26 protein-coding genes are annotated in these 23,614 nt (G+C 69.7%); 12 read left to right on the top strand and 14 right to left on the bottom strand.

Going from position 1 to position 23,614, the window contains the following annotated elements:
• The first annotated feature begins 11 nt into the window (after positions 1-11).
• The 4 genes from ITJ67_RS15040 to ITJ67_RS15025 all read left to right on the top strand — a co-directional run bounded on the left by ITJ67_RS15040 (position 12) and on the right by ITJ67_RS15025 (position 4,461).
• The gene (locus ITJ67_RS15040; protein WP_160074084.1) at positions 12-1,049 is read left to right on the top strand and encodes a LacI family DNA-binding transcriptional regulator; all 1,038 of its coding nucleotides are present in this window, start codon (positions 12-14) and stop codon (positions 1,047-1,049) included.
• A 150-nt stretch (positions 1,050-1,199) separates the two neighbouring features.
• Positions 1,200-2,357, top strand: coding sequence for a Gfo/Idh/MocA family protein (locus ITJ67_RS15035; RefSeq protein WP_160074086.1), 1,158 nt, complete (start codon positions 1,200-1,202; stop codon positions 2,355-2,357).
• Positions 2,354-3,577 (top strand): dihydrodipicolinate synthase family protein, encoded by a 1,224-nt coding sequence (locus tag ITJ67_RS15030; protein ID WP_194678174.1) that lies wholly within the window; start codon positions 2,354-2,356, stop codon positions 3,575-3,577. The genes ITJ67_RS15035 and ITJ67_RS15030 overlap by 4 nt, the downstream gene beginning before the upstream one ends.
• Positions 3,574-4,461 carry a sugar phosphate isomerase/epimerase family protein gene (locus tag ITJ67_RS15025; protein WP_194678173.1) on the top strand — a complete coding sequence of 296 codons (888 nt, stop codon included), beginning with the start codon at positions 3,574-3,576 and terminating at the stop codon, positions 4,459-4,461. The genes ITJ67_RS15030 and ITJ67_RS15025 overlap by 4 nt, the downstream gene beginning before the upstream one ends.
• 232 nt (positions 4,462-4,693) lie before the next feature.
• On the opposite strand, the gene ITJ67_RS15020 is transcribed toward ITJ67_RS15025, so the two are convergent.
• From ITJ67_RS15020 to ITJ67_RS15010, 3 genes are all read right to left on the bottom strand, one after another.
• Positions 4,694-5,518 carry an ABC transporter ATP-binding protein gene (locus ITJ67_RS15020; protein WP_160074092.1) on the bottom strand — a complete coding sequence of 275 codons (825 nt, stop codon included), beginning with the start codon at positions 5,516-5,518 and terminating at the stop codon, positions 4,694-4,696.
• Positions 5,515-6,564: an ABC transporter substrate-binding protein gene (locus ITJ67_RS15015; protein WP_194678172.1), complete on the bottom strand. Its 1,050-nt coding sequence runs from the start codon at positions 6,562-6,564 to the stop codon at positions 5,515-5,517. The genes ITJ67_RS15020 and ITJ67_RS15015 overlap by 4 nt, the downstream gene beginning before the upstream one ends.
• A gap of 62 nt (positions 6,565-6,626) precedes the next feature.
• Positions 6,627-7,475, bottom strand: coding sequence for an ABC transporter permease (locus ITJ67_RS15010; protein ID WP_194678171.1), 849 nt, complete (start codon positions 7,473-7,475; stop codon positions 6,627-6,629).
• A 238-nt stretch (positions 7,476-7,713) separates the two neighbouring features.
• Here ITJ67_RS15010 and ITJ67_RS15005 point away from each other — a divergent pair, with 238 nt between their 5' ends.
• Positions 7,714-9,006 (top strand): NAD(P)/FAD-dependent oxidoreductase, encoded by a 1,293-nt coding sequence (locus ITJ67_RS15005; protein ID WP_194678170.1) that lies wholly within the window; start codon positions 7,714-7,716, stop codon positions 9,004-9,006.
• Positions 9,007-9,105: 99 nt separating this feature from the next.
• On the opposite strand, the gene ITJ67_RS15000 is transcribed toward ITJ67_RS15005, so the two are convergent.
• From ITJ67_RS15000 to ITJ67_RS14990, 3 genes are all read right to left on the bottom strand, one after another.
• Positions 9,106-9,288, bottom strand: coding sequence for an antitoxin (locus ITJ67_RS15000; RefSeq protein WP_194678169.1), 183 nt, complete (start codon positions 9,286-9,288; stop codon positions 9,106-9,108).
• A gap of 102 nt (positions 9,289-9,390) precedes the next feature.
• Positions 9,391-10,155, bottom strand: a complete 765-nt coding sequence (locus ITJ67_RS14995; RefSeq protein ID WP_194678168.1) for an NADPH-dependent F420 reductase — start codon at positions 10,153-10,155, stop codon at positions 9,391-9,393.
• Complete coding sequence (locus tag ITJ67_RS14990; RefSeq protein ID WP_194678167.1) at positions 10,148-11,236, bottom strand: LLM class flavin-dependent oxidoreductase; 1,089 nt, start codon at positions 11,234-11,236, stop codon at positions 10,148-10,150. Before ITJ67_RS14990 ends, ITJ67_RS14995 begins: the two co-directional genes overlap by 8 nt.
• Positions 11,237-11,331: 95 nt before the next feature.
• On the opposite strand from ITJ67_RS14990, the gene ITJ67_RS14985 reads away from it, so the two are divergent.
• The 5 genes from ITJ67_RS14985 to ITJ67_RS14965 are packed head-to-tail and all read left to right on the top strand — an operon-like array spanning position 11,332 to position 14,152.
• Complete coding sequence (locus ITJ67_RS14985) at positions 11,332-11,823, top strand: MarR family winged helix-turn-helix transcriptional regulator (RefSeq protein ID WP_194678166.1); 492 nt, start codon at positions 11,332-11,334, stop codon at positions 11,821-11,823.
• The gene (locus ITJ67_RS14980) at positions 11,816-12,958 is read left to right on the top strand and encodes an NAD(P)-binding domain-containing protein (RefSeq protein WP_323741479.1); all 1,143 of its coding nucleotides are present in this window, start codon (positions 11,816-11,818) and stop codon (positions 12,956-12,958) included. The genes ITJ67_RS14985 and ITJ67_RS14980 overlap by 8 nt, the downstream gene beginning before the upstream one ends.
• Before the next feature lie 37 nt (positions 12,959-12,995).
• Positions 12,996-13,184, top strand: coding sequence for a hypothetical protein (locus tag ITJ67_RS14975; RefSeq protein WP_194678165.1), 189 nt, complete (start codon positions 12,996-12,998; stop codon positions 13,182-13,184).
• Between the two features lie 40 nt (positions 13,185-13,224).
• Positions 13,225-13,527: a cupin gene (locus ITJ67_RS14970; protein ID WP_194678164.1), complete on the top strand. Its 303-nt coding sequence runs from the start codon at positions 13,225-13,227 to the stop codon at positions 13,525-13,527.
• Between the two features lie 22 nt (positions 13,528-13,549).
• The gene (locus ITJ67_RS14965) at positions 13,550-14,152 is read left to right on the top strand and encodes an LppP/LprE family lipoprotein (protein ID WP_194678163.1); all 603 of its coding nucleotides are present in this window, start codon (positions 13,550-13,552) and stop codon (positions 14,150-14,152) included.
• On the opposite strand, the gene ITJ67_RS14960 is transcribed toward ITJ67_RS14965, so the two are convergent.
• The 3 genes from ITJ67_RS14960 to ITJ67_RS14950 form a co-directional block, all read right to left on the bottom strand.
• Positions 14,149-14,568 (bottom strand): SdpI family protein, encoded by a 420-nt coding sequence (locus ITJ67_RS14960; protein ID WP_194678162.1) that lies wholly within the window; start codon positions 14,566-14,568, stop codon positions 14,149-14,151. The two genes, ITJ67_RS14965 and ITJ67_RS14960, sit on opposite strands and share 4 nt — an antisense overlap.
• 412 nt (positions 14,569-14,980) lie before the next feature.
• The gene (locus tag ITJ67_RS14955; protein ID WP_194678161.1) at positions 14,981-15,766 is read right to left on the bottom strand and encodes an SDR family oxidoreductase; all 786 of its coding nucleotides are present in this window, start codon (positions 15,764-15,766) and stop codon (positions 14,981-14,983) included.
• On the bottom strand, positions 15,763-16,356 hold the full coding sequence (locus ITJ67_RS14950) for a TetR/AcrR family transcriptional regulator (protein ID WP_194678160.1): 594 nt from the start codon (positions 16,354-16,356) through the stop codon (positions 15,763-15,765). The genes ITJ67_RS14955 and ITJ67_RS14950 overlap by 4 nt, the downstream gene beginning before the upstream one ends.
• Positions 16,357-16,505: 149 nt before the next feature.
• Between ITJ67_RS14950 and ITJ67_RS14945 the strand changes: the two genes are divergently transcribed.
• Positions 16,506-16,871, top strand: coding sequence for a zinc ribbon domain-containing protein YjdM (locus ITJ67_RS14945; protein ID WP_160074445.1), 366 nt, complete (start codon positions 16,506-16,508; stop codon positions 16,869-16,871).
• A 16-nt stretch (positions 16,872-16,887) separates the two neighbouring features.
• Here the strand turns inward: ITJ67_RS14945 and ITJ67_RS14940 are convergent, their stop codons facing one another.
• The 4 genes from ITJ67_RS14940 to ITJ67_RS14925 form a co-directional block, all read right to left on the bottom strand.
• The gene (locus tag ITJ67_RS14940) at positions 16,888-17,970 is read right to left on the bottom strand and encodes a PLP-dependent cysteine synthase family protein (protein ID WP_194678159.1); all 1,083 of its coding nucleotides are present in this window, start codon (positions 17,968-17,970) and stop codon (positions 16,888-16,890) included.
• Between the two features lie 109 nt (positions 17,971-18,079).
• Complete coding sequence (locus tag ITJ67_RS14935) at positions 18,080-18,850, bottom strand: ABC transporter ATP-binding protein (protein ID WP_104240539.1); 771 nt, start codon at positions 18,848-18,850, stop codon at positions 18,080-18,082.
• Positions 18,850-19,689 carry an ABC transporter permease gene (locus ITJ67_RS14930; protein WP_104240538.1) on the bottom strand — a complete coding sequence of 280 codons (840 nt, stop codon included), beginning with the start codon at positions 19,687-19,689 and terminating at the stop codon, positions 18,850-18,852. The genes ITJ67_RS14935 and ITJ67_RS14930 overlap by 1 nt, the downstream gene beginning before the upstream one ends.
• Before the next feature lie 86 nt (positions 19,690-19,775).
• Positions 19,776-20,780, bottom strand: coding sequence for an ABC transporter substrate-binding protein (locus tag ITJ67_RS14925; RefSeq protein WP_194678158.1), 1,005 nt, complete (start codon positions 20,778-20,780; stop codon positions 19,776-19,778).
• Between the two features lie 207 nt (positions 20,781-20,987).
• Between ITJ67_RS14925 and ITJ67_RS14920 the strand changes: the two genes are divergently transcribed.
• A complete protein-coding gene (locus ITJ67_RS14920; protein ID WP_194678157.1) occupies positions 20,988-22,616 on the top strand; it encodes an amidohydrolase in 1,629 nt (542 codons plus the stop codon).
• On the opposite strand, the gene ITJ67_RS14915 is transcribed toward ITJ67_RS14920, so the two are convergent.
• Positions 22,601-23,542, bottom strand: a complete 942-nt coding sequence (locus ITJ67_RS14915; RefSeq protein WP_194678156.1) for a LysR family transcriptional regulator — start codon at positions 23,540-23,542, stop codon at positions 22,601-22,603. The genes ITJ67_RS14920 and ITJ67_RS14915 overlap by 16 nt on opposite strands.
• Between the last annotated feature and the right edge of the window lie 72 nt (positions 23,543-23,614).

The raw sequence follows: 23,614 nt of genomic DNA, 5'->3' as shown, positions 1-23,614 counted from the left end.
GGAGGAGACACGTGAGTCGACACGGAAACCACGTCACGCTCGGCGAGGTCGCGCAGGCGGCAGGCGTCTCGATCGCAACCGCCTCGCGCGCCATCAACGGCAGCGCTGGCAGGCGCGTGAACGAGGAGATCAAAAAGCGCGTCCAGGAGACCGCCGACCGGCTCGGCTACTCACCCAACCTGAGCGCGCAGGCCGTCGCGAGGGGCGCATCCTCGACCATCGCCGTGGTCGTGAGCGACATCGCCGACCCATACTTCAGCGCCATCGCTGCGGGCGTCATGCGCGGCGCCGAGGAAGCCAACCTCATCGTGACCATCGCCGCCGCGGAGCGGAGCGTCACGAACGAGCTCGAGATCGTGCGCACCCTGCGCGGGCAGCGCCCCCGTGCCATCATCCTCACCGGATCCAGGCGCATCGACGACCCGCAGCAGGCGGCCCTCGAGGAGCAGCTGCTCGCATACGACGCCTCCGGCGGGCGAGTTGTTCTCGTCGCCCAGGCCCCTTCTCCCTTCGACGTCGTCGAGCTCCGCAACCGGGACGGTGCGCAGGAGCTCGCACGCCAGCTCGTGAACCAGGGCGGCCGGAGGTTCGGGATCATCACGGGGCCCCTGGAGCTGCTCACCAACCGAGACCGCGTGGATGGCTTCACCGAGGGGCTCGCAGAATCGGACCTCGGCATCGACGACGACGCCGTCATCTCCACCGCCTTCACCCGCGACGGCGGCTATGAGGCGCTGCGCACGCTCCTCTCCCGTTTCCCGGACACCGACACCATCTTCGCGACCAGCGACCTCATGGCCACGGGCGTCCTCACCGCCCTCCGAGACCTCGGCAAGGAACCCGGCCGCGACGTGTCGGTCGCCGGCTTTGACGACATCGCGCTCGTGCGCGACGTGACCCCACCCCTCACGACCGTCGTCGCACCCCTGAGCGACATGGGCTACCGCGCCGTGCGCCTCGCCCTCGCGGAGCGCGGCAAGGACGGCCCCGTCGTGCTGCCCGTCAACACGGCCGTCGTCATCCGCGAGAGCACTCCGCGCCGCGACTGAACCGTTCGCGCGGGCGTCCTCGAGGCCACCCGCGATCTGGGCCCGCAGACCAGGCCGGCACCCCATCCTCGATCTCGCGCTTGTTTCGGTAAGCGCTTTCCAATACGCTGGTCGAAGTCTCAACGCCGAGACTCAGACGAGAGGATGGATATGACCACGGACAAGCTCGGGATCATCGTCAACGGCGCGACGGGGCGCATGGGCTACCGCCAGCACCTCGTCCGCTCACTGCTCGCCCTCCGCGATGAGGGCGGCATCCCGCTGTCGGACGGCACGCGGCGCCCGATCGAGCTCTACCTCGTCGCCCGCAACGAGGAGCGCCTCCGCGAGCTGGCCGCGAAGCACGGCATCGACAAGTACACGACCGACCTCGACGTCGCCCTCGCCGACGAGGACTTCCCCGTCTACTTCGACGCCCTCATCACGCGACTGCGCGTGCCCGCGATCCGGAAGGCCATCGCCGCAGGCAAGGCCATCTACACCGAGAAGCCCACGGCCGAGAGCTACGCCGACGCGCTGGCCCTCGCCGAGGAGGCGGAGGCGGCCGGCGTCAAGAACGGCGTCGTCCACGACAAGCTCTACCTGCCGGGCCTCATCAAGCTGCGCCGCCTCATCGAGAGCGGCTTCTTCGGCGAGATCCTCTCCGTGCGCGGCGAGTTCGGCTACTGGGTCTTCGAAGGCGACTGGCAGCCCTCGCAGCGACCGAGCTGGAACTACCGCTCCGAAGACGGCGGCGGCATCGTCGTCGACATGTTCCCGCATTGGAACTACGTCATCGAGAACCTCTTCGGCGAGATCTCCTCCGTCTACGCCGAGACGCGCACCCACATCCCCGAGCGTGTCGACGAGGCGGGAAAGCGCTACACGGCAACCGCCGACGACGCGGCCTACGCGATCTTCGACCTCGCTGACGGACCGATCGTGCAGTTCAACTCGAGCTGGACCGTGCGCGTCAACCGCGATGAGCTCGTCGAGATCCACGTCGACGGCACGCACGGGAGCGCCGTCGTCGGCCTCTTCGGCGCCAAGGTGCAGCCCCGCAACGTCACCCCCAAGCCCACCTGGAACCCCGACCTGCGCGACGAGCACGACTACTCCGCGGACTGGATCGAGGTGCCGCAGAACGACGCCGTCGACAACGGCTTCAAGCTGCAGTGGATCGAGTTCCTCCGCTACGTACTCGAGGACGGGACCCACGACTACGACTTCCGCTCGGGAGCCAAGGGCATGCTGCTCGCCGAGGCCGCACTCGAGTCGAACGCGTCTGGCCGCCGAGTGTCGCTCGCAGATCAGGCGGCTGCGAAGTGACGGCGACGCAGGTGATCGACAGCACGCGGACGGCGACCGGCACTCGGCTCGCTCTGCTCTCCCCCGCTGGCGAGTCGTCGCGGGTCGAGCTGCTCGAGGCTCCCGCCTTCCAGCGCCCGACGGGCGGGCTCCGCTCCCGTGAGCTGTACGCGGCGGCGCACGTCATCCCCCGCGCGACGGCAGACAACGTGCCTGGCGCGCCTGCCGACATCGACTGGGATGCGACGCTCGGCTACCGGCGGCAGCTCTGGTCGTGGGGTCTCGGCGTCGCCGACGCCATGGACACGGCGCAGCGCAACATGGGACTCGACGCTCTGGCGACGCGCGAGCTCATCGCCCGCAGCTCCGCGGCAGCGCGCGAGGAGGGCGGCAGCATCGCCGTCGGCGTCAACACCGACTCCCGCACCGAGGAGATGCTGACCCTCGACGAGATCGAGCGTGCCTACCTCGAGCAGCTCGAGTTCGCTGAGGCGCAGGGCGCGCTGCCCGTCATCATGGCGAGCCGCCACCTGGCCCGCGCGGCGCAGTCCCCCGCCGACTACGCCCGCGTCTACACGCGTGTGCTCGGCGCCGTCTCGTCGAAGGCGGTGCTGCACTGGCTGGGCACCGCGTTCGACCCGGCTCTGCGCGGCTACTTCGGCGCCGACGCCTGGCAGCAGGCGTCCGACCTTGTCATCACCCTCATCGAGGAGCACGCCGACAAGGTCAGCGGCATCAAGATGAGCCTCCTGGATGCGGACGCCGAACGGGCCGTTCGCGCCCGCCTCCCCGAGGGCGTCACGATGTTCACGGGCGACGACTTCAACTACGTCGAGCTGATCGAGGACGACGCGGACGGCATCCACTCCGACGCCCTCCTCGGCGCGTTCAGCGTGCTCGCGCCGAGCGCATCCGCCGCCGTGCAGGCCCTCGACGCTGGCGACCCCGATGAGTTCCGGCGCATCCTCGAGCCGACGCAGGAGCTGTCGCGGCAGGTCTTCGCCGCCCCCACCTTCTACTACAAGACGGGCGTCGCGTTCCTCAGCTGGTTGAACGGTCACCAGGATGCGTTCCAGATGGTGGGCGGGCTGCACGCGGCCCGCAGCCTCCCGCACCTCTCGCGCATCGTGGAGCTCGCGAACACGTCGGGCGCACTTGAACGGCCCGAGCTCGCGGCTGAACGCTGGCACGCGATGCTGCGCCTCAACGGCGTCGACGCCACCTCGGGGGTGCTCGCATGAGCGCGCACCCCCGCCTGTCGATCAACCAGGCGACGATCAAGCACGCCTCGCTGCGGCAGGCCGTCGATGCGACCGTGCGCCAGGGCGTGCAGAGCATCGGGCTGTGGCGGGAGCCGGTCGCGGATGTCGGCCTCGCGGAGGCGGCGCGCATGCTCGCCGACTCCGGCCTGCGGTTCTCCAGCCACTGCCGCGGCGGGTTCGTGACGATGCCGGAGGGCGCTGAGCGTCGGGCGGCCATCGACGACAACCGCAGGGCCATCGAGGAGGCGGCGACGCTCGCCGCGGCCGGCGCTCCCGGGTCGTCCGCGTCGTCCGCGTCGCTCATCATCGTGGCGGGAGGCATCCCGGAGGGAAGCCGCGACCTCGCGGGGGCCCGCGGCCGCCTCGAGGAGGCCATCGCCGAGCTCGCGCCCGAGGCGCAGGCGGCGGGCGTCACGCTTGTGCTCGAGCCGCTGCACCCCATGTACGCGTCCGACCGGGCGGTGCTCTCGACCCTCAAGCAGGCGCTCGACCTCGCCGATCGTGTCGGGAGCCCCGCCGTCGGCGTGGTCATCGACTCGTTCCACGTCTGGTGGGATCCGGACGCCGAGGAGCAGATCACCCGGGCCGGGAGAGACGGCCGAATCGCCTCGTACCAGGTGTGCGATTGGGCGACTCCCCTCCCCGCCGACGTTCTGCTGAGCCGCCATCTTCCCGGCGCCGGGATCATCGACTTCGCCGAGCTCACGAGCTGGGTCACCGATGCCGGCTACACGGGCGACGTCGAGGTCGAGGTGTTCAACGCCGAGCTGTGGGCGAAGGACTTCGACGAAGCCGTTGCCGACACGGTCGAGGCCTTCGGAACGCACGTCGGTACCCACCTCGCGCTGCCAGTGCGCGGCTGAGGCCAGCCGCACGAGCCAGCAGAGCGCCTGTCCCGATCTGGGGCAGGCGCTCTGCTGTGTGCCCGCACTGTTCTGCCGGGGCCCGGGGCGGGCCTGCCGGCGCGTAGTGCCGGGGCGCAGTGCCCGCGCTGTTCGGCCGGGGCCCGGCGTGGGCCTGCCGGCGCACGAAGAGGCCCGCCCACCTTGCGGTGAGCGGGCCAGGTGCTTCGAGGGTCGCGGTTCGGCGGGGCGCTCAGTCGCCGCCGAGAGGGCTGCCGAGGAGTTCGCGGATGCGTCCGGCGACCTTGTGGAAGCGCGGGTCCTCGAGCGTCGGCTCGTACTCGCGTTCGCGCGGCAGGTCGACGTCGAACTCCTGGATGATCGTGCCGGGGCGCGGCCCCATGAGCACCACCCTGCTCGCCAGGTAGACGGCCTCGGGCACGGAGTGCGTCACGAGGAGCACCGTCAGGTCGGTCTGCGCCCAGAGTCTCTGGAGCTCGACGTTGAGGTGCTCCCTCGTGAGCGCATCCAGGGCCCCGAAGGGCTCGTCCATGAGGAGGACATCGGGGTCATGCAGGAGGGCCCGGCACAGGGAGACGCGCTGCTGCATGCCGCCAGACAGCTCGTGCGGGAGGGCCTTCGCGAAGTCGGTGAGGCTCGTGAGCTCGAGGAGCTCGTCGCACCGCTTCGACGCTGCCGTCTTGTCGAGGCCTCGCATCTCGGCCTGCAGCAGGATGTTGCCGCGCACGTCCCGCCACGGCAGCAGGGCCGGTCGCTGGAAGACGAACCCGACGTCCTGCCGCGGCGAGGTGACTCGGGAGCCGCGCAGCTCGATGGTTCCCTCGGTCGGCACGGTGAGGCCGGCGACCGCCCGCAGCAGGGTCGACTTCCCGCATCCCGACGGCCCCACGATGGATACGAACTCCCCCTTGCGGACGTGCAGGTCGACGTCGCGCAGCGCCTGCACGCTGCGACGCTTCGTCTCGAAGCGGATGCCGACGTCGTCGATGCCGAGCAGGTAGTCCTGGTGGCCGCCCGCCGAGGAGGGCGCCGTGCGCTCGTTGACCGTCATGCTCATTCTGCCGCTCCGCTCGGCTCGAAGCTCGCGTCGAAGTAGTCCTCGACGGGCTTCGCCTCCTCGATGAGCCCGGCCGTGGAGAGCACCTCGATGGTCGCCTCCCAGTCTGCGGTCGTGTTGACGCCGGGCGCGTTGCCGTCGCTCTCGGGGGATGTGAGGAGCGGGATGGTGTTGTTCCACTGCTCGATGAGCACTTCCGCCGCGGGCATCTGCGGGTCCTTGCCGTCCATGGCCGCGACGGCATCCTCAGGCGCCTCGGTGGCTGCCGCGTACGCCTCGGAGGTCGCGGCGACCATGTTCTCGACGAGGTCCGGGTTGCTCTCGATGAGATCGGTATTGGCGACGAGGCCGTTGCTGAAGAAGTTCAGTCCGACGTCGGAGTACTTCAGGTAGGTGACGTCCTTGCCGCTCTGCGCGGCGATCGTCGGGCCCTGGTCGTGGGCGAAGCCGATGAGCCCGTCGACCTGCTCGTTGATCATCGCGGCCATCTTGCCGGCGGCGTCGAGGTTCTGCTGCGTGACATCCCCCTCTTCCAGGCCGGCGGCTTCCAGGTAGAGCGGGAACGTCGTCGTCGGCGCGTCTCCCGCGGAGGTCGCGATGGTCTTGCCCTTGAGATCGGCGGGCGTCGAGATGCCGGAGTCGGTGAAGACCTGCACGGCGGACGGCGTGGTCTGCAGGAAGACACCGACGCTGCGGATGCTCACGCCCTTGTCGATGTTGGCGAGCACAGCCGGGGTGTCTGCCCAGCCGAAGTCCACCTGCCCTTGGCCGACGGCCTGGGCGGTCTTCGTCGACCCCTGGCCCGCCTGGATAGTGAGGTTGATGCCGTGCGCTTCGAAGATGCCCTGTTCGACCCCGTAGTAGAAGGGGGCGTGCTCGCCGTACGGGTACCAGTTGAGCATGAGCGTCACGTCGGTGAGGCCGGCTTCGCCGTCGGCTCCGGCTGCTCCCGGTTCGGGGGATGCGTTGCCGGAGCACGCGGTGAGGAGGAGCGCGCTGGCGGCGACGGCGGTGACGAGCCCGTTGCGGATTGTCTTCTTTGACATGAGGGGCCTTTCCAGTTGAGGGTCGAGGCGGTGTGGGTCGAGAGGGTGGGAGATGGCTGCTGTCAGCTGTCGAGGTTGCGACGCGACGCGTGCCAGGGCACGAGGAAGCGCTCGGCGACGAGGATGACGGCGAAGAGGAGGATGCCGAGGAGGGACATGATGATCAGGGCGGCGAACAGCATGGCGGTGTCGACGTTGCCGTTGGCCTGCAGGATGACGTAGCCGAGGCCGGCGTTGGCGCCGACGAACTCGCCGACGACGGCTCCCGTGACGGCGAGCGTCGCGGCGACCTTCATGCCGGAGAGCAGCTCCGGCAGCGCGGCTGGGAAGCGCACCTTCACGAACGTCTTCCATCGCGAGGCACCCATGGTGCTCGTGAGCTCCAGGATCTCGGGGTCGATCGTGCGGAGACCGCTGATGCCGGCGATGACGATGGGGAAGAAGGCCATGAGCACGGCGACGAGGATCTTCGGTTCGGGACCGAACCCCATCCACACGATGAAGAGCGGGGCGATGGCGATCTTCGGGATGACCTGCGCGAACAGGATCAGCGGGTAGAAGGTGCGCTCGAGGGTGCGGGAGTAGACCATGATCACGGCGACCGCGACGCCGAGGACCACGGAGAGGGCGAAGCCGATGACGGTCTCGACGGTGGTCACCCACGTGTTGTCCCACAGGTACTGCGGGTTGTCGGTGAACGCCGCGAGAGTGTCGGCGGGCGAGGGGAGGATGTAGGAGGCGACGGTTCCGGTCTCCGTCACCGCCCACCAGGCCGCGAACGCGACGATGAGGAAGATGGCCGGGTAGGTGTAGCCGGAGAGTCCCTTGGCGATGGAGCGTCGCTTCACGGGTGGGGGCGTTGCGTCAGTCGGCGAGCCGATGACTGGGGTGTTGGTGGTTGCGCTCGTCATGCGGAGCTCCTTACAGCGTTGTAAGAGGGGACTCGGTCGAACGCGGCACCCGGTTGAGCTCTCACGGTGGGTAACCGCTTTCCCGATTGCTCCAACATAACGTGGAATGATCCGCGAGACAACCGTCAGTGATGCAGGGAGCGCTTTCCGATTCGCCGCTCGGGCGAGACCAGGCGTAGGCCATTTCCCCGCCCCCGCTCCCAGGCGCCACCCGAGCTCGGTTCGTAGCCTCGAGCACATGAGCGCTTACGACTACTTGATCATCGGCGGAGGAATGGTCGCGGATGCGGCCGCCCGCGGCATCCGCGAACGAGACGAGACGGGCACCATCGGCATCCTGAGCGCCGACGTCGACGAACCCTACGCGCGGCCCGCGCTCTCGAAGAAGCTCTGGGTCGACCCCGACTTCACGTGGCAGCAGACGCCGCTCGGCACGAGCGACGCGACGGGCGCCGAGATCACGCTCGGCACGCTCGTGACGAGCATCGACCGCGAGGCGAAGAGCGTCACGACCGACACCGGCGAGACCGTCAGCTACGGCAAGCTGCTGCTCGCGACGGGCTCGAAGCCCGTCGAGATCGACGTGCCCGAGAGCACGCGCATCCTCTTCTTCCGCTCGGCGAGCGACTACCGGCGCCTGCGCGAGCTCAGCGAGGGGAACGCCCACGCGGTCGTCGTCGGCGGCGGATACATCGGCACGGAGATCGCGGCGGCCCTCGCGCAGAACCACGTGGAGGTCGACCTGGTCTTCCCCGACGAGGTGCTCGGCGCATCCACGTTCCCGCCGTCGCTCGCCGAACGATTCCAGGAACTGTTCGTGGAGCACGGCGTGGGGCTCGTGCCCGGGCGCCGCGTCGAGAGCGTGCGCGCCGAGGTGCGGGCACCCTACGACGAGGCGACCGCGGAGGCAGCCGAGACCGTGGAGTCCGCGACTGGCGCCCCCTCCCCCGCGACCACCCCGGATGGCGTGACCGTCGTCTTCGACAACGGAGCGGAGACGGAGGCCGACTTCGTCGTGTTCGGCCTCGGAGCTAAGCCCGTCGTCGACCTGGCGGAGGACTCCGGCCTCGTGGTCGACGACGGAGGCGTGGTCGTCGACGAACAGCTCCGCACCATCGACCCGTCCATCTGGGCGGCCGGCGACATCGCCGTCTACCCGGACCCGGTCCTCGGCCAGACGCGCGTCGAGCACGTCGACAACGCCACCGAGATGGGGGCGGCCGCGGGCCGTTCGATGGCGGGCGCCGCCGAACCGTACTCGCACACCCCGTACTTCTACTCGATGGTGTTCGGCACGCGGTGGGAAGCGGTCGGCACCCTCGACCCGGAGCTCGACGTGCTGGACGCGGCGCTCCCCGAGTCTGGCGAGTCCGATCAGAGCCGCGTCAGCTACTTCCGCGACGAGTCGGGGGCACCCGTCGGCGTCCTGCTCTGGGACGTCGGCGAGAGCGAAGCACTCCGCGACGCGGCCCGAGCCGTCATCGACGAGGGCGTGACGTCGACCGAGGAACTGCGCACCCGCATCCGCTGACGCCGTCCCACCAGCGCCAGCGACTGCCCACCGGCAGACGCCGAAGGCCCGCCACCTGGGCGGGCCTTCGTGGTCTGCGGCAGTGCCGCGACGGCGGTGCTACTCGGTGCCGGCTGCCGCGTCGGCTCCGTCGCGCATCTTCTGGATGTGCTCGTCGTGCTGGTTGCCGATCGCGGTGTCCGCGTGGTCTCCGGCCGCGTCGAACGCGTGGTCGGTGAACTGCTCACCCTGCTCGCTGTTCGTCGCCTGCGCTGCCTTGTCGCCGATGTTCTCGAATACCATTCGGTCTCCTTCACTTCGTCGGTTCGACGCGAATGCGCCATACGGAGAGTCCAACATCCGCACGTGGATGCGCGGTGTGCGGCAGCTTGGCGCGACTCAGGCTCACGGCCGCCCGGCTGGTACCGTGCCCATCCGTTCCGCGCGGAGGTCCTCGAGCTCGAGGCCCCGCTCGGTGCTCGGGAAGCGCGCGGCGGTCGAGCGCACCAACGCTGCGGAGAAGTTCGCGCCGAAGAGCTCGCTGCCCGGCTGCAGGGAGAAGCTGTCGTGCAGGGTGCCGACGAGCACGGGGTCGAATCCGGCCGCATCCACGAGCAGTGAGGCACCGGCGATGTCCGCGGGGTCGTCGCCCGCGATGCCGATCCCGCGCCTGCCGACGGCGCTTGCGGGCTTCGGCCCCTCGTCGAGGTCGTGGTAGCCCATGTGATTGAAGGCCTTGACGACTCGCGACTCGGAGAGCAGCTCCTGGACGAGCTCGCTTGTTGCCGCGAACGGGTCGTTGAGGTCGTCGCGCACGCCATCGATCTCCCACCAGTAGTTCATGGCGTCGATGACGAGCTTCCCGCGCAGCTCGTCGCGGGCAATGGCCTCGTGCCCGTCAAGCGGCAGCGCCTTCCCGAGCGGCAGCGCGAGGATGACGATGTCGGCCTGCCGGGCCACCTCGGCGCTGGTGCCCGTGGTCGCGCCGGGCACGAGCACGTCGATGATGAGCTCGATCTTGCTCGGGGAGCCGGAACCCGCGATGAGCACCCGGTAGCCGCTCGCGATGAGGAGGCGGGCGAGTACCGTACCGACCTTGCCGGCCCCCAGGATGCCGATCGTGGGCAGGCTCGCTGCCGACTGACCAGGGGTGGGCTGAGCGTCAGACATTGATGTCCTCCTTCGCGAGCAGGGCGCGCACGCGGGGTGCGACCTCGGTGCCGAGCAGGGTGATGGTCTGCGAGCGCGCATCGACTGGCAGGCCGATGACGTCGTATTTGAGGTCGAAGCGGCTGATACGCAGCGCCTCGACCATGCGCACGATCTTCTTCGCGACCGTGTCCGGGGAGCCGACGAACAGGGCGCCCGTCTCGAGCTCCTGGAGGTAGCGGTCTTTCGTGGGCGGGTAGAAGCCGCGTTCCCTGCCCATCATCTCGACCATGGGCTTCCACGACTCCCACCAGGTCTCGGCCGCTTCCTCGTCGGTCTCGGCGACGAGGCCGAGCGCGTGCTGGCCGACGCGATTCGCTGGCATCCCGAACTTCTCGAGCGCGCGATGGTAGAGGTCGACGTGGCCGGCGAATCGCTCGGGCTGGCCGCCGATGATGGCGAGCATGAGCGGCAGACCGTAGCGCGCCGCCCGCACGACCGAGTCGGGGCTGCCGCCGACGCCGACCCACGTGGGGATGCCGCCAGGGCGCATCGTCGGGTGCAGGGTCTGGTCGACGAGCGGCGCGCGGACCGTGCCCGACCAGGTCACCGAGGAGTTGCGCTGCAGCTGCATGAAGAGGTCGAGCTTCTCCTCGAAGAGCTGCTCGTAGTCGGCGATGTCGTAGCCGAAGAGCGGGAACGACTGGGTCTGGGATGCGCGCCCCACGACCATCTGCGCGCGCCCGTTCGAGAGCGCGTCGAGGGTAGAGAACTCGTTGTAGAGGCGAACGGGATCGTTGGTGCTGAGCACGGTGACGGCGGAGCCGAGCCCGATGCGCTCGGTCGCCGTGGCGATGCCCGCGAGGATGACGGGGGTCGCGGAGTCGACGAAACCCTCCCGGTAGTGCTCGCCGATGCTGAAGACGTCGAGGCCGACCCGCTCGGCGAGGCGTGCCTCGTCGACGAGCAGGCGCACCGTCTCGGCGTCGGACATGGGACGGCCGTCGACGCCCGGCACGTCGCCGAACGAGTTGAGGCCGATCTCGAATCCGAACTGGGCTGCATCCACTGCGCTCATCTGCGTGCCCTTCTGCGTGCTCATAGGTCCTCCAAGTAGTTGACGCGTCAATCATGCATCCGAGTAGTTGATATGTCAACTACGTGGCATGATGAGGCGACACGAACGACGGAGGACACATGGGCACGCAGAAGCGAACACAGATCAGCGCCGAGGAGCTGCGGGTCTGGCGCGGGTTCATCGAGACCACGAGCGTGCTGAACTCGCGCCTCGCGAGCCGCATGCAGAGCGAGTCCGCGCTGTCGACGGGCGACTACGGCGTCCTGCTCGCACTGCGCGAGGCTCCCAGCCGATCGCTGCGCTCGTCGGAGCTCGCGGCGACGATCGGCTGGGAGCGCAGCCGCCTCTCGCATCAGCTCGGCCGCATGGAGAAGCGCGGACTCCTGCGCCGCGACCCCTGCGCCGACGACACTCGGGGTTCGGTGGTGAGCCTCACCGAAAAGGGCGCCGCCGCGTTCCGGCGCGGCTCGGTGCCCCACCTCAAGGCCATCCAGGAACTCTTCCTCGACGCGCTTTCGCCCGAGCAGCTGACCCAGGTGGCGTCGATCACGGAGGCCCTGAGCGAGCACCTGGGGCTCGACGAGGCGGAGGGCGGCGCCGACCGTGCCTGAGGCTCTGCGCTCCGCGACGGTCGTCGTCATCGGCGCCGGCCAGGCGGGCCTCTCGGCTGGCTTCCACCTGTCGCGACGCGGCTTCGCGAGCGCCCTCGACGAGCCGGACGCCGAGCACACCTTCGTGCTGCTGGATGCGAACCCGAAGCCGGGCGGCGCATGGCAGCACCGCTGGGAGTCCCTGACGATGGCGACCGTGAACGGCATCTTCGACCTGCCCACGTTCGCTCGCACCCCTGGCAGCGAGGACGAGCCGAGTCGCGACGCGGTCCCCCGGTACTTCGCCGAGTTCGAGCGCGCGAAGCCCCTGCCCATCCTGCGCCCGGTCAGGGTGCTCGAGGTGTCGCGCGCCGACGACGACCCTCAGGGAGCGCTCCTCGTCGCGACCGACGGCGCCGGCCGGTGGCGCGCCGACGCGATCATCAACGCGACCGGCACGTGGAACAACCCGCTGCTGCCGAGCATCCCTGGCCAGGATTCGTTCCGCGGCACGCAGCTGCACACGCGCGACTACGTGTCGGCGTCGGCGTTCAAGGGCCAGCGGGTAGCGGTCGTCGGCGGCGGCATCTCGGCGGTGCAGCAGCTCGAGGAGATCTCGCGCGGGGCGCAGACGTTCTGGTACACGCGACGCGAGCCGGTCTTCCTCGAGAACGGCTTCAACCCGGAGGTGGAGGGGCGCAGCACCATCGCGAAGGTGACGGCCGACGTCGAGGCGGGCGAGCCGTCGAGCAGCGTCGTCTCGTACACGGGCCTCGGCTGGTCGCCCTACGCGGTGGCCGCCCGGGATCGGGGCGCGCTCGAGCGGCGGCCCATGTTCACCGCGATCGAGCCGGACGGCGTGCGCGAGGCCGACGGGTCCTTCACGCCGGTCGACGCGATCCTGTGGGCCACGGGGTTCCGCGCCGACCTCGCGCACCTCGACGGACTCGGGCTGCGCAACACCCGCGGCGGCATCACGATGCGCGGCACGCAGGTCGCTGACGAGCCGCGCATCCACCTCATCGGCTTCGGCCCGTCGCAGTCGACGGTCGGCGCCAACCGGGCAGGACGGGACGCGGTGCGGGCGATCGAGAAGCTGGGGCTGCAGCGGAGCGAGCGCCCCGCGGGCCCACGGGAGCCCTCGGTCAGGCGGTGATGTGCCACTGCCCAGCCTCGGTGCGTACGGTCGCGGCATGACCACCCCACAGAACGCGTCCCCCGCATCCGACGACTCCGCCGGCGGCGAGAACCTGCGCGACATCATCGAAGAGGTCGAGAGCGAGCACGGCCGGGAAGGTGCAGCCGCGATGGCCGACAAGCTCCGCGACCGCACCGAGGAGACGAAGCAGGAAGACGAGGACCCGGCAGAGGAGCAGAACTAGGCGCGTGCGTGGCACGCATTGCAGGCGCTAGCGTCGTGACATGACTCGCCCCAGCGCCACCCCCACCGTCCAGGTCGACGACGTTCGCTTCCGCGTGACCGAGTGGCGGTTCGCGCCCGGAGCGGAGACCGGCTGGCACACCCACGAGCTGCCCTACGTGGTGGTGCCGCAGACCACCGGCACCCTGACGGTCGAGACGACGTCGGCGGACCCGCTCGCCATGGACTGCACGTCGGGTGTCAGCTATAGCCGAGAGCCCGGAGCCCACCACAACCTCGTCAACGACCGGGACGAACCGTTCACGTTCGTGGAAATCGAAGCAAAAGCCGGGCCATCCGCCTGAGTCGCGGTGCTAGGTTGCGGGCATGGCTCCCCGCTTCCTGACACCATCTGTCGTCGCGTGTGCGGCGTTGACGCTGGTCGCGCTGACCGGATGCTCGCCGTCGGCGGCACCCGAATCCGCCGCCCCGACCGTCACGGTCACGCAGACCGTTCCGGCGTCGGCACCGCCGGTCACTCCGGTGGAGACGGCAACCCCCACGCCGGAGGTCCCAGCGTGCTCCGGACTCACGCAGGAGGAAGCCGTCTCGGCGTCGATCGGCTCCATCGCCCCGTTCCCCGGGCTCGAGTCGCACGAGTGGGTCGCCGCCACGCCAGACGCGGCAACGTACGACGAGTGCGCGGAACTCTCCTACGTCGCGGTGACGCTGTCTGGCGGCACCGACTCGACGCCGTGCCACATCATGCTCTTCAACCAGGGCCGGTACCTGGGCACCGCGACCGCGGACGCATACGGCTTCCTGCCCAGCGTCGCCCGCCTGGACGACGCGAGCATCGAGGTGACCTACACGTACACGCTGCCCGGTGAGGCGAACGCCGAATCGAGCGGTCGAGTCCAGGCGACCTTCACGTGGGATGAGGACACGCAGTCGGTGGTCATGGACGGCGACGTGCCACCCACGGACTAGGCGTCAGGCTCGTCTGCAGGCTTGGCGCCGGGCCTGGCGCCGGGCCTGGCGCCGGGAGCTTCCAGCACCGCTTTCGCGGCCTGGACGCCCACGCGAGCGCCGTGGAGCACGAACCCGAGCAGCGCCCCGCATCCGCCGAGCACGATCACCGCGATCCCCCACTCCGGCATCGGGATGAGGACAACAAGGCCGGTCGCCAGCGCAAGGTATCCGGCAATCATCGTGGGGCGCTTCGCCCGCTTGTGCGCTGCGACCCACGCCACATCGCTCGCCATCGTGCTCGGCGTGCGGATGCCCGCGAGCGAGTTCCGCTGCAGCTGACCGGAGGCTGCCGCGCTCGCCATCCAGACCACGAGGAGTCCGGATCCGATCATCACGAGCGAAAGTACGCTTCTGAGCACCAGGGAGTCGTCCATCCGCCCCAGCCTAGCCGGACCGGTCCGCTCGCCCCGCCTCCGCCTCCGCCGCCGCCGCCGATAGGGCACTTTCACCCCACCTGAGCGCTGCACACGGTGCGAAAGTGACCCATACGCGAGACTGTGGGATATGCCCGCCGACAATGGGTCACTTTCACCCCACCCGAGCGCTGCACACGGTGCGAAAGTGACCCATACGCGAGACTGTGGGATATGCCCGCCGACAAGGGGCACTTTCACCCCACCCGAGCGCTGCATACGGTACGAAAGTGACCTATACGCGAGACTGTGGGACATGCCCGCCGACATGGGGCGCTTTCACCCGACCCGAGCGCTGCACACGGTGCGAAAGTGACCTATCGGCGACGGCTGCCGACGCCCGCTGACGCCCGCCGACGCGAGTGGCCGCCAGTCAGACGAGCTCGGGGCGGCGGATGCTCTCCGCTCCGCCGTCGATGAAGATGACCTGGCCGGTCACGTAACCGTTGTCTTCGCTCGTGAGCCAGGCGAGGAGGTTGGACACCTGGCGGGGGTCGGCGGCCGGGCCTCCGTATGGTGCCGGGGCGCCCGCATCCAGTGCCGCTCGGCCCTCTTCGGTCTCGAGGGCCGCTGCGGTCATCGGCGTGAGGATGACGCCCGGGGCGACGGCGTTGAGCGCGATGCCTGCCTTCGCCCACTCGGCGCTCGGTGCGTTCTTGCGCACCCAGCGCGCGATGGAGAGCTTCGAGGTCGTGTAGAGCACCGACGAGCCGGTCGCGTTGGCGGTTGCCCCGAGCGAGTCTGCGTAGGCGAGGGCGGCGGCCTCGTCGCCGGACTCGATGAGATCGAGCAGCTGCCCGTCGATCTCCTCGAGGGCGGCGAGGGACGCGACGACGGCGGCGCGGGGCGCGTAGGACTTCGCGAGCAGCGGCCGCAGCCCCTCCAGGGTCGCGACGGCCCCGAAGTGGTTCACGGCGACGGTGACGGGGGCCGGGATGACGAGGCCCGCGATGGCCAGCACGCCGTCGACGACACCACCGCTGAGCTCGCTCGCGCGGGTGACAAGCACCTCCCGGCCCTCGGCGGTCGTGAGGTCGGCGTTGATGTCAGCGCCCTTGAGGTCGACGCCGATGACGGTGTGCCCGTCGGCGCGGAGCTTCTCGGCGGTGGCCTTGCCGATTCCGGAGGCGGAGCCGGTGACGACGTAGGTACGGGTCATGAGGTTGGGTCCTTGTCTTCGTTGATGAGCCAGGTCGGGAGGAGCGCGAGCAGCTGCTGCTGCACGCGCTCGATGGGTTCGGGGGCGTCGCTGAGCAGCCAGGCGGTGAGCACGGCCAGCGTGCCGCCGGCGACGTAGTCGGCCGCGACCTTCGGGTCGAGGCCCTCCGGCACGGTGAGCTGCATGGTGCCGAGGGCCTGGTCGGCGAACGCGGCGCGGACCGCCCGGTGGGCTTCCGTCGTCGTTCGGCTGCCGAGCACCCCCGCGTAGAGGGTGCGCCGCTTCGCGAACTCGGCGACGAGCTGCGACGTGGTCGCCCTCGCCGTCTCGATGGGGGTCGCGGCTGCGCGGAGGCGCAGGTCGAGCGCCTCGATCTCGGTGAACACCTCGGTGAGGATGCGCACGGCGAGCGCGTCGAGGTCGCGGAACTGCGTGTAGAACGTCGAGCGGCTCACGCCGGCTTCGGCGACGATCGCCGAAACGGTGACCTCTTCGCCGCGAGCCGAGAGGCGCTCGACCGCGTCGATGATCGCGGCCTGCGTGCGGGCGGGACGAGGGTCGGGCGAGCGGGGCGTGGCGGTCGTTGGCACACCACGAGCCTAGCAAGTTTCGGACAGTTGTCCAGAAAATGGACTCGAGCGGTTGAGCACGCAACGCGGGATCGGCGAGGTCAGGCCGCCCGGTGCCCTAACGTGGTCGATGTTCCCTGATCGGCGAGTTCTCCTGGAGGCCACCTTCGATGCCTGAGCAGCTGCCCCCGTGCCCGGAATGCGCGAGCGACCTCGCCTACGAGATGGGTGCCCTGCTGGTCTGCCCGATGTGCGGGCACGAGTGGGCGCCGAGCGACGCTGACGCTGGCACTGACGGCGACGCGGCACCGGCCATCAAGGATGCGGTCGGGAACGTGCTCGCCGACGGCGACTCCGTCACGATCGCGAAGGACCTCAAGGTCAAGGGCGCGGGCGGCGGAACCGTGAAGGTCGGCACGAAGGTCAACGGCATCCGCCTCATCTCCGACGGAGTCGGCGACCACGACATCGATGCGAAGGTGCCCGGCTTCGGGCAGATGCAGCTGAAGTCGAGCGTCGTCAAGAAGGTCGTCTGACCGGCCGCAGCCGGGGTCAGTCGGCCCAGGTGCCCGTGTCGAGGAAGCGGTGCATCCGCTCGAGGTGCGGCTCGAGATCCCACCCCTGGGCCGCAACCCAGGCATCGTCGTAGTAGGTGTTCGCGTAGCGCGCTCCGCCGTCGCAGATGAGCGTCACGACGCTGCCCTGCTCCCCCGCGGCGAGCATGCGGGCGATGATCTGGAACGCGCCGACGAGGTTCGTTCCCGTCGATCCGCCCGCCCAATGCTGCGTCTTCTCCCGGAGGACGCGGATCGCCGCGACCGAGGCCGCATCCGGCACCTGGATCATGTCGTCGATGACCGTCTCGATGAACGACGGCTCCACGCGCGGGCGTCCGATGCCCTCGATCTTGGATCCCCGGCCGGTCGCGTGGGTGCGGTCGCCCGTCTTCCAGGCCTCGTAGAACGCCGACCCCTCCGGGTCGACGACCGCGAGGCGGGTGTCGTGCCCGCAGTACCTGGCGTAGCGACCGAAGGTGGCGGAGGTGCCGCCGGTTCCGGCGCTGACGACGATCCAGCTCGGGATGGGGAAGCGCTCGAGCGACATCTGCGAGTAGACGCTCTCGGCGATGTTGTTGTTCCCTCGCCAGTCGGTGGCGCGCTCGGCGTTCGTGAACTGGTCGAGGTAGTGCCCGTCGACGTCGGCGGCGAGGCGCTCCGCTTCCGAGTAGACCTGGAGGGGCTCGTCGACCAGGTGGCAGCGGCCGCCGTAGAACTCGATGAGCTCGATCTTCTCCGGACTCGTGGTTCGCGGCACGACGGTCACGAACGGCAGGCCGAGCATCCGGGCGAAGTACGACTCCGACACGGCCGTGGAACCGCTCGACGCCTCGACGAGCGTCGTGCGCGGCCCCACCTGCCCGTTCACGATGGCGTACAGGATGAGGGAGCGGGCGAGGCGGTGCTTGAGGGAGCCCGTCGGGTGCACCGACTCGTCCTTCAAATACAGGTCGATGCCCCACTCGCGCGGCAGCGGGAAGACGTGCAGGTGCGTGTCAGCGCTGCGATTGGCGTCGGCTTCGAGCATCCGGATCGCGTTCTGCATCCATCGACGGTCGGCTTCAGCTTCGTGTGACATCTCTTCAGTATGCCGGGCCGAAGCACCCCGAGGCGCCCGCGCCCGCCGCCTCGGGTCGGCACACCGGACAGGTCGCGCGGCCCGAAGTGCGGCGCCCTCAGCGCCGCCGTCAGCCGCGGTGGATGAGGTCGAGGATCTCCGTGTAGTAGCCGTGGAACTCGGGGCTGCCGAGCACGTCGACCTCGCGGGGGCGAGGGAGGTCGATCGCGTACTCGGCCGCGACCTTGCCGGGGCGCGGGGTCATCGCGATGACGCGGTCGGAGAGGAAGACGGCCTCCTCGATGTCGTGGGTGATGAGCATGACCGTCATGCGGTGCCGCTCCCAAACCTCGGTGAGCAGCTCCTGCATGGTGCGTCGGGTGAGCGCGTCGAGGGCACCGAAGGGCTCATCCATGAGGAGCACGTCCGGGCCGTAGGCGAGCGAGCGGGCGAGGGCGACGCGCTGCTGCATGCCGCCGGAGAGCTGCGCCGGGTACTTCGATTCGAAGCCGGTCAAGCCGACCTGGTCGAGCACGTCCCGGGCCCGGTCGATGCGCTGCTTCTTCGTCAGGCCCGGCTCGCCGTCGAGGGCGAAGACGACGTTGTCGATGGCGCTGAGCCACGGCAGGAGCGTCGCCTGCTGGAACACGACGCCGCGGTCGCGGCCCGGCCCGAGGATCTCGTGGCCGCTGAGCGATGCCGTGCCGGAGGTGGGCGCCTCGAGGCCGGCGATGACGGAGAGCAGGGTGCTCTTGCCGCATCCGGATGCGCCGACGACGGAGACGAACTCGCGGTCGCCGAGCACGAGGTCGACGTCGGCGAGCGCGGTCACCTCGCCGAAGCGCTTCGTGACGTCGGAGACGACGACCTTGGGGTCGCGGAGGGCGGTTTCGACGGTCATCAGACACGTCCCTTCAGGTAGCGGAAGAAGCGCCGGCCGAGCCCGCGCATGACCTGGTCGAAGAGGAGGCCGAGGAGCCCGAGGACGATCACGTAGCCGATGATGAGGTCGGTCTCGAGGAAGCGCTGCGCCTGCGTGATGCGGTAGCCCATGCCCTCCGTCGCGGCGACGAGCTCGGCGACCACGAGCCAGGTCCAGGCCCAGCCGAGGCTGATGCGGAGCGCATCCCAGATGCGCGGGAGCGCGGAGGGGAAGACGATGCGGATGAGGATCTTGGTGCGGCTGAGGCCGAGCGTCGCGCCGAGGTTCTGGTACGACATGGGCACGCGCCGCACGGCGTCGGCGACCATGAGCACCTGCTGGAAGAAGGTGCCGAGGAAGATGATCAGCACCTTCTGCGAGTCGTCGGTGCCGACCCAGAGGATGGTCAGCGGAACGAACGCGACGACCGGCATGTAGCGGATGAAGTCCATGATCGGCTCGATCGCGGCCTCGACCCGCGGGATGGAGCCGCAGAGCACGCCGATGGGCACGGCGATGACGCTGGCCAGGAGGTAGCCGACCATGACGCGGTAGGTGCTGACGGCGATGTCCGACCAGAGCTGGCCGTTGACGCCCTGGTCGATGAGCTTCTCGGTGACCGCGATCGGCGACGGCAGGAAGAGGGGGCGGACGAGGCCGCTGGTCGAGATCGCCGTCCATGCCGCGAGCAGCAGGATGAAGGTGATGACGGACGTGATGAGGTACTGGCGCCTGGTGAGCGGTGCTCTGACCGGCTTCCGGCGCGCCCCGGTCGCGGGCTGCGTGCTCGCGACCGGGGCCGTGCTCTGAACTGCCATGGGGCTCTGGTCTCCTGTGGTTGCTGTGCGCCGGTGGCTACTGGTGCCGGGGGTGCTGGGTGCCTGTGCCGTCGCGGTGCCGGTGGCTACTCGGCGCCGCCGACGAAGGTGAGGTCGACGACGGAGGGGAGGTCGGTGCCGCCCGTGAGGATGCCGATGTCGGTGGCGACGCTGTCGACGCTGGGGAGGACGGTCTCGAGGTAGTGGCCGCCGAGCTCGGTGGCGTTCTCCTCGAGGGTGAAGAACTGCACGCCGTCGAAGGCGCTGTCGAGCGACTCGACGTCGCTGCCGATGTTCTCGGCGATGATCGCGCGCGCCGCGTCGGTGTCCGACTCGTAGAAGTCGATGGATGGGCCCCACGCGTCGACGATGCCCTGCACGGTCTCGCCGTTCTCGGCGAGGTAGGTGTTGTCGACGACGAGGACGTCGCTGATGAGGCCGGCGTTCTCGGCCGCCGTGTAGATCTCGGTGATGTCGGGGCTGGAGGAGCGGGCCTCGGAGATGTAGGGCTCGTAGGTGACGGCGACGGGGATGCTGCCGCCGATGAGCGCGGTTGCCGCTTCGGAGGGGTCCATGGGGACGGGCTCGATGTCGTCGAGCGAGAGGCCGTTCTCCTGCAGCGCGTAGCCGAGGAGGAGGTTGCTGACGGAGCCTTCCTCGAAGGCGACCTGCTTGCCGGCCAGGTCGGCGACGTCGGTGACGCTGCCGTCGGAGAGGATGGCGTCGGCCGTGAGGGACGCGTCGAGCAGCAGCACGATGCTGACGTCGAGGCCCTGCTCGATGAACTGGAGCGCGCTGTGGCTTGCGACGTTCGCGACCTGGATGCGGTCGGCGGCAAACGCCGCGGTCATGTCGGCGTCGTTCATGAAGTTCGTGATCTCGACCTCGACGCCGGCGTCGGTGAAGTAGCCGTTCTCCTGTGCGATGTACCAGGGGCCGTAGCCGAGCCAGGGCTGGATGCCCATCCCGACGGCTTCCGCGCCGCCTTCGCTCGAGGCTGCCGAGTCCGCCGTGCAGGCGGTCGTGGCGAGCAGCGCGGCGCTCAACGCGAGGGCGCCCACGGTGCGGAGTGCGTTCTTGGTGGTGGTCATGAGGGTCCTTCCGGGACGGATTCGCTGGGAGCGGCTTTGGTCAAGAATCGGCAGGTCCCGGGCGACAAGCAAATAGCGAGACTCGAAGCTCGAGATCCAAAAGGGAGATGCAATTGACCAGCAATATCGGCGAAATGCATACGAAACATGGGGTGCTCAGTGTGGCGAGGAGCGTCGGTCACCGCGGCCGCGCGAGACGGGAGCCCCATGGACGCCACCCTCTTCACGAACGGCACGCTGTACCTCGGCGCGGGCACCTTCGAGCGGGCGTCGCTGCTGGTCGTCGGCGACCGGATCGTCGACGTGATCCCCGACGGCGGCGAGCTCCCGACCGCCGCGCACCTGGTCGATCTGGCGGGCGGCACGCTGCTCCCGGGGTTCCAGGACGCGCACGTGCATCCGCTGCTCGCCGGGCTCCAATCGCTCGGCATCGACCTCAAGCCCGTGCACGACCGGGGCGAGTACCTGCGGCTCATCGCCGACTACGCGGCCGCGAACCCGACGGCGCAGGTACTGACGGGCGGCGGCTGGTTCGGCGACGTCTTCGAGGGCGGGTTCCCGACGGCGGCCGAGCTGGAGGGCGTCGACGAGCGGCCCATCATGCTGCACAGCCACGACGCGCACGGCATGTGGGTGAACACGGCGGCATTGCGGGCCGCCGGGATCGACGGGGCGACTCCGGATCCGGAGGGCGGCCGCCTCATCCGCGACGGACTGGGCCAGCCGACGGGCATGCTGCTGGAGTCGGCGGTCGCGCTGGTCGAGCACCTCATGCCGGCTCCCGACGAGGCGCTTGTCGAGGCGGCCCTCGTGGCGGCGCAGCGCGAGCTCCACTCGGTGGGGGTCACGGCGTGGCAGGACGCCGCCGTCGGCGACAGCGACCTCGGCCCGAACCCGCTGCCCGCGTACCTGCGCCTCGCGGCCGACGGCCGCCTGACCGCGCGGGTCGTGCTCGCGCAGTGGTGGGACCGGGCGCGTGGCGTGGAGCAGATCGCCGACTTCGAGCGCATCCGGGCGGAGGCCGCGGAGGTGGGGGTGGATGCGGGCACCGTGAAGGTCATGATCGACGGCATGGTGGAGAACCACACGGCGTCGATGCTCGAACCGTTCGAGGGGCACCCGGGAGACGTGGGCATCGCCTTCCTCTCCCCCGAGGCGCTTGTCGAGCTGACGACGGCGCTCGACGCGGCCGACTTCCAGGTGCACTTCCACGCCGTCGGCGACGCGGCGACCCGGCACGCGCTCGACGCGGTGGAGGCGGCGATCCGCCGCAATGGGCGCCGCGGGAATCGCCACCACGTGGCGCACCTCGACCTGATCGACCCGTCTGACCTCGCGCGGTTCGCGGAGCTCGACGTGGCGGCGAACGTCACGGCGGTGTGGGCGCGGCGGGACGAGGAAATCGTGCACCGCAAGCTGCCACTCCTCGGCGCCGAGCGGGAGCTGACGCATTTCCCGTTCGGCGACCTGCATCGTGCGGGGGCGCGCATCGTAGGCGGCAGCGACTGGCCGGTGACGACGCCGAATCCGCTCTGGTCGATTCGCACGGCGGTGACGCGCACGGGACTGGTCGAGGATCCGCACGCGATCGGTGACGGCGTGCTCACGCATCCGCTGCTCGGCGAGCAGGCCCTGCCGCTCGGGGTCGCCCTGGACGCGTACCTCTCGGAGGCGGCCTGGGTGAACCGGCTCGAGGGTGAGACGGGTCGGCTCGAGGCCGGCCGCCTCGCCGATCTGGTGTGGGTGGACGCCGACCTCAGCGACCTCGACGCCTACGGTTCGGCGAGCGTGCGCCGCACCTACGTCGGCGGGGTGGTCGTCTACCAGGCGCCGTGAGGCGCCGTCGCATCCTGCTCGGTGACTGACTTCCGGCACTGGGCGGCGAAGAGTTCGGCCTTCTTGGTGAGCTGCCTCGAGCCTCCGGAGCGGGCGAGCACGAGCTCGAGGGGTGGCAGGTCGTCGGTGATGTGCAGGTGCCGCAGTTCGCCGCCGGAGTAGGTGGAGGCGACGCGCGGCTGCTGGTTGAGGAGCGTGAATCCGTGCCCGCTCCCGACCATGGCGCGCACGGCCTCGAAACTCGCGAAGCGGTAGCGCACGTGGGGGCGGAGGCCGGCGCGCGTGAACCACTGGAGGAAGTAGTCGCGACTGACGGGCATGTCGAGGAGCACCATGGGCAGCTCGGCGAGTTCGGCGAGGCTCACGCTGTCGCGGTCGGCGAGTGGATGGTGCACGCTGACAGCCGCGTAGAGGGGCACTTCGGCGAGTACTTCGCGCTCGACGGCGGCATCCAAGCCCAGGTCGTAGGTGAGGGCGATCTCGATGGCCTGGCTGGCGAGCGCATCCGGGACCTGCTCGGCGGTCATCTCAGTGACGTCGACGAGGAGTTCGGGATGCTCGTCGGCGAGTCCGCTGATGACGGATGGCAGGTAGAAGGGTGCGAGGGTGCGGAAGCAGCCGACGGTGAGGCGGCCGGCGGTGTTCTCGGGGCGGAGGGCGCCGAGGGCGTCGTCGACGGAGGCGAGGATGCCGCGCGCGCGGACGAGGAAGTCGGCGCCGGTCGCGGTGAGCTGCAGCCCCTTGGCACGGCGGCGGATGAGGAGTTGCGCGCCGACGGCGGTCTCGAGGTTGGCGATGGCCGTGGAGACGGCGGACTGGGCGACGAATAGCTCGTCGGCTGCCCAGGTCATGCTGCCGTGCTCGGCGGCCGCCACGAAGTAGCGGAGCTGCGTGAGCGAGACGTCGCTGCGGCCTGGTGAGCGCATGGCCCCTCGTTTCGAATATATTACGGAGATATTGCGAACAGTTTTACATCTCTATTTTAGATGATGATGGTG

Source organism: Pseudoclavibacter sp. VKM Ac-2867, assembly GCF_015351275.1.
GTDB lineage: Bacteria > Actinomycetota > Actinomycetes > Actinomycetales > Microbacteriaceae > Pseudoclavibacter.
This window is presented reverse-complemented; position numbering and strand designations above follow the sequence as displayed.

What these genes read in the sequence shown, in the direction of transcription:
- ITJ67_RS15035 (WP_160074086.1), top strand. Translation starts at nt 1,200, where the DNA reads ATGACCACGGACAAGCTCGGGATCATCGTCAACGGCGCGACGGGGCGC.
- ITJ67_RS15025 (WP_194678173.1), top strand. Translation starts at nt 3,574, where the DNA reads ATGAGCGCGCACCCCCGCCTGTCGATCAACCAGGCGACGATCAAGCAC.
- ITJ67_RS15020 (WP_160074092.1), bottom strand. Translation starts at nt 5,518, where the DNA reads ATGAGCATGACGGTCAACGAGCGCACGGCGCCCTCCTCGGCGGGCGGC.
- ITJ67_RS15015 (WP_194678172.1), bottom strand. Translation starts at nt 6,564, where the DNA reads ATGTCAAAGAAGACAATCCGCAACGGGCTCGTCACCGCCGTCGCCGCC.
- ITJ67_RS15010 (WP_194678171.1), bottom strand. Translation starts at nt 7,475, where the DNA reads ATGACGAGCGCAACCACCAACACCCCAGTCATCGGCTCGCCGACTGAC.
- ITJ67_RS15005 (WP_194678170.1), top strand. Translation starts at nt 7,714, where the DNA reads ATGAGCGCTTACGACTACTTGATCATCGGCGGAGGAATGGTCGCGGAT.
- ITJ67_RS15000 (WP_194678169.1), bottom strand. Translation starts at nt 9,288, where the DNA reads ATGGTATTCGAGAACATCGGCGACAAGGCAGCGCAGGCGACGAACAGC.
- ITJ67_RS14995 (WP_194678168.1), bottom strand. Translation starts at nt 10,155, where the DNA reads ATGTCTGACGCTCAGCCCACCCCTGGTCAGTCGGCAGCGAGCCTGCCC.
- ITJ67_RS14990 (WP_194678167.1), bottom strand. Translation starts at nt 11,236, where the DNA reads ATGAGCACGCAGAAGGGCACGCAGATGAGCGCAGTGGATGCAGCCCAG.
- ITJ67_RS14985 (WP_194678166.1), top strand. Translation starts at nt 11,332, where the DNA reads ATGGGCACGCAGAAGCGAACACAGATCAGCGCCGAGGAGCTGCGGGTC.
- ITJ67_RS14975 (WP_194678165.1), top strand. Translation starts at nt 12,996, where the DNA reads ATGACCACCCCACAGAACGCGTCCCCCGCATCCGACGACTCCGCCGGC.
- ITJ67_RS14970 (WP_194678164.1), top strand. Translation starts at nt 13,225, where the DNA reads ATGACTCGCCCCAGCGCCACCCCCACCGTCCAGGTCGACGACGTTCGC.
- ITJ67_RS14965 (WP_194678163.1), top strand. Translation starts at nt 13,550, where the DNA reads ATGGCTCCCCGCTTCCTGACACCATCTGTCGTCGCGTGTGCGGCGTTG.
- ITJ67_RS14960 (WP_194678162.1), bottom strand. Translation starts at nt 14,568, where the DNA reads ATGGACGACTCCCTGGTGCTCAGAAGCGTACTTTCGCTCGTGATGATC.
- ITJ67_RS14955 (WP_194678161.1), bottom strand. Translation starts at nt 15,766, where the DNA reads ATGACCCGTACCTACGTCGTCACCGGCTCCGCCTCCGGAATCGGCAAG.
- ITJ67_RS14945 (WP_160074445.1), top strand. Translation starts at nt 16,506, where the DNA reads ATGCCTGAGCAGCTGCCCCCGTGCCCGGAATGCGCGAGCGACCTCGCC.
- ITJ67_RS14940 (WP_194678159.1), bottom strand. Translation starts at nt 17,970, where the DNA reads ATGTCACACGAAGCTGAAGCCGACCGTCGATGGATGCAGAACGCGATC.
- ITJ67_RS14935 (WP_104240539.1), bottom strand. Translation starts at nt 18,850, where the DNA reads ATGACCGTCGAAACCGCCCTCCGCGACCCCAAGGTCGTCGTCTCCGAC.
- ITJ67_RS14930 (WP_104240538.1), bottom strand. Translation starts at nt 19,689, where the DNA reads ATGGCAGTTCAGAGCACGGCCCCGGTCGCGAGCACGCAGCCCGCGACC.
- ITJ67_RS14925 (WP_194678158.1), bottom strand. Translation starts at nt 20,780, where the DNA reads ATGACCACCACCAAGAACGCACTCCGCACCGTGGGCGCCCTCGCGTTG.
- ITJ67_RS14920 (WP_194678157.1), top strand. Translation starts at nt 20,988, where the DNA reads ATGGACGCCACCCTCTTCACGAACGGCACGCTGTACCTCGGCGCGGGC.
- ITJ67_RS14915 (WP_194678156.1), bottom strand. Translation starts at nt 23,542, where the DNA reads ATGCGCTCACCAGGCCGCAGCGACGTCTCGCTCACGCAGCTCCGCTAC.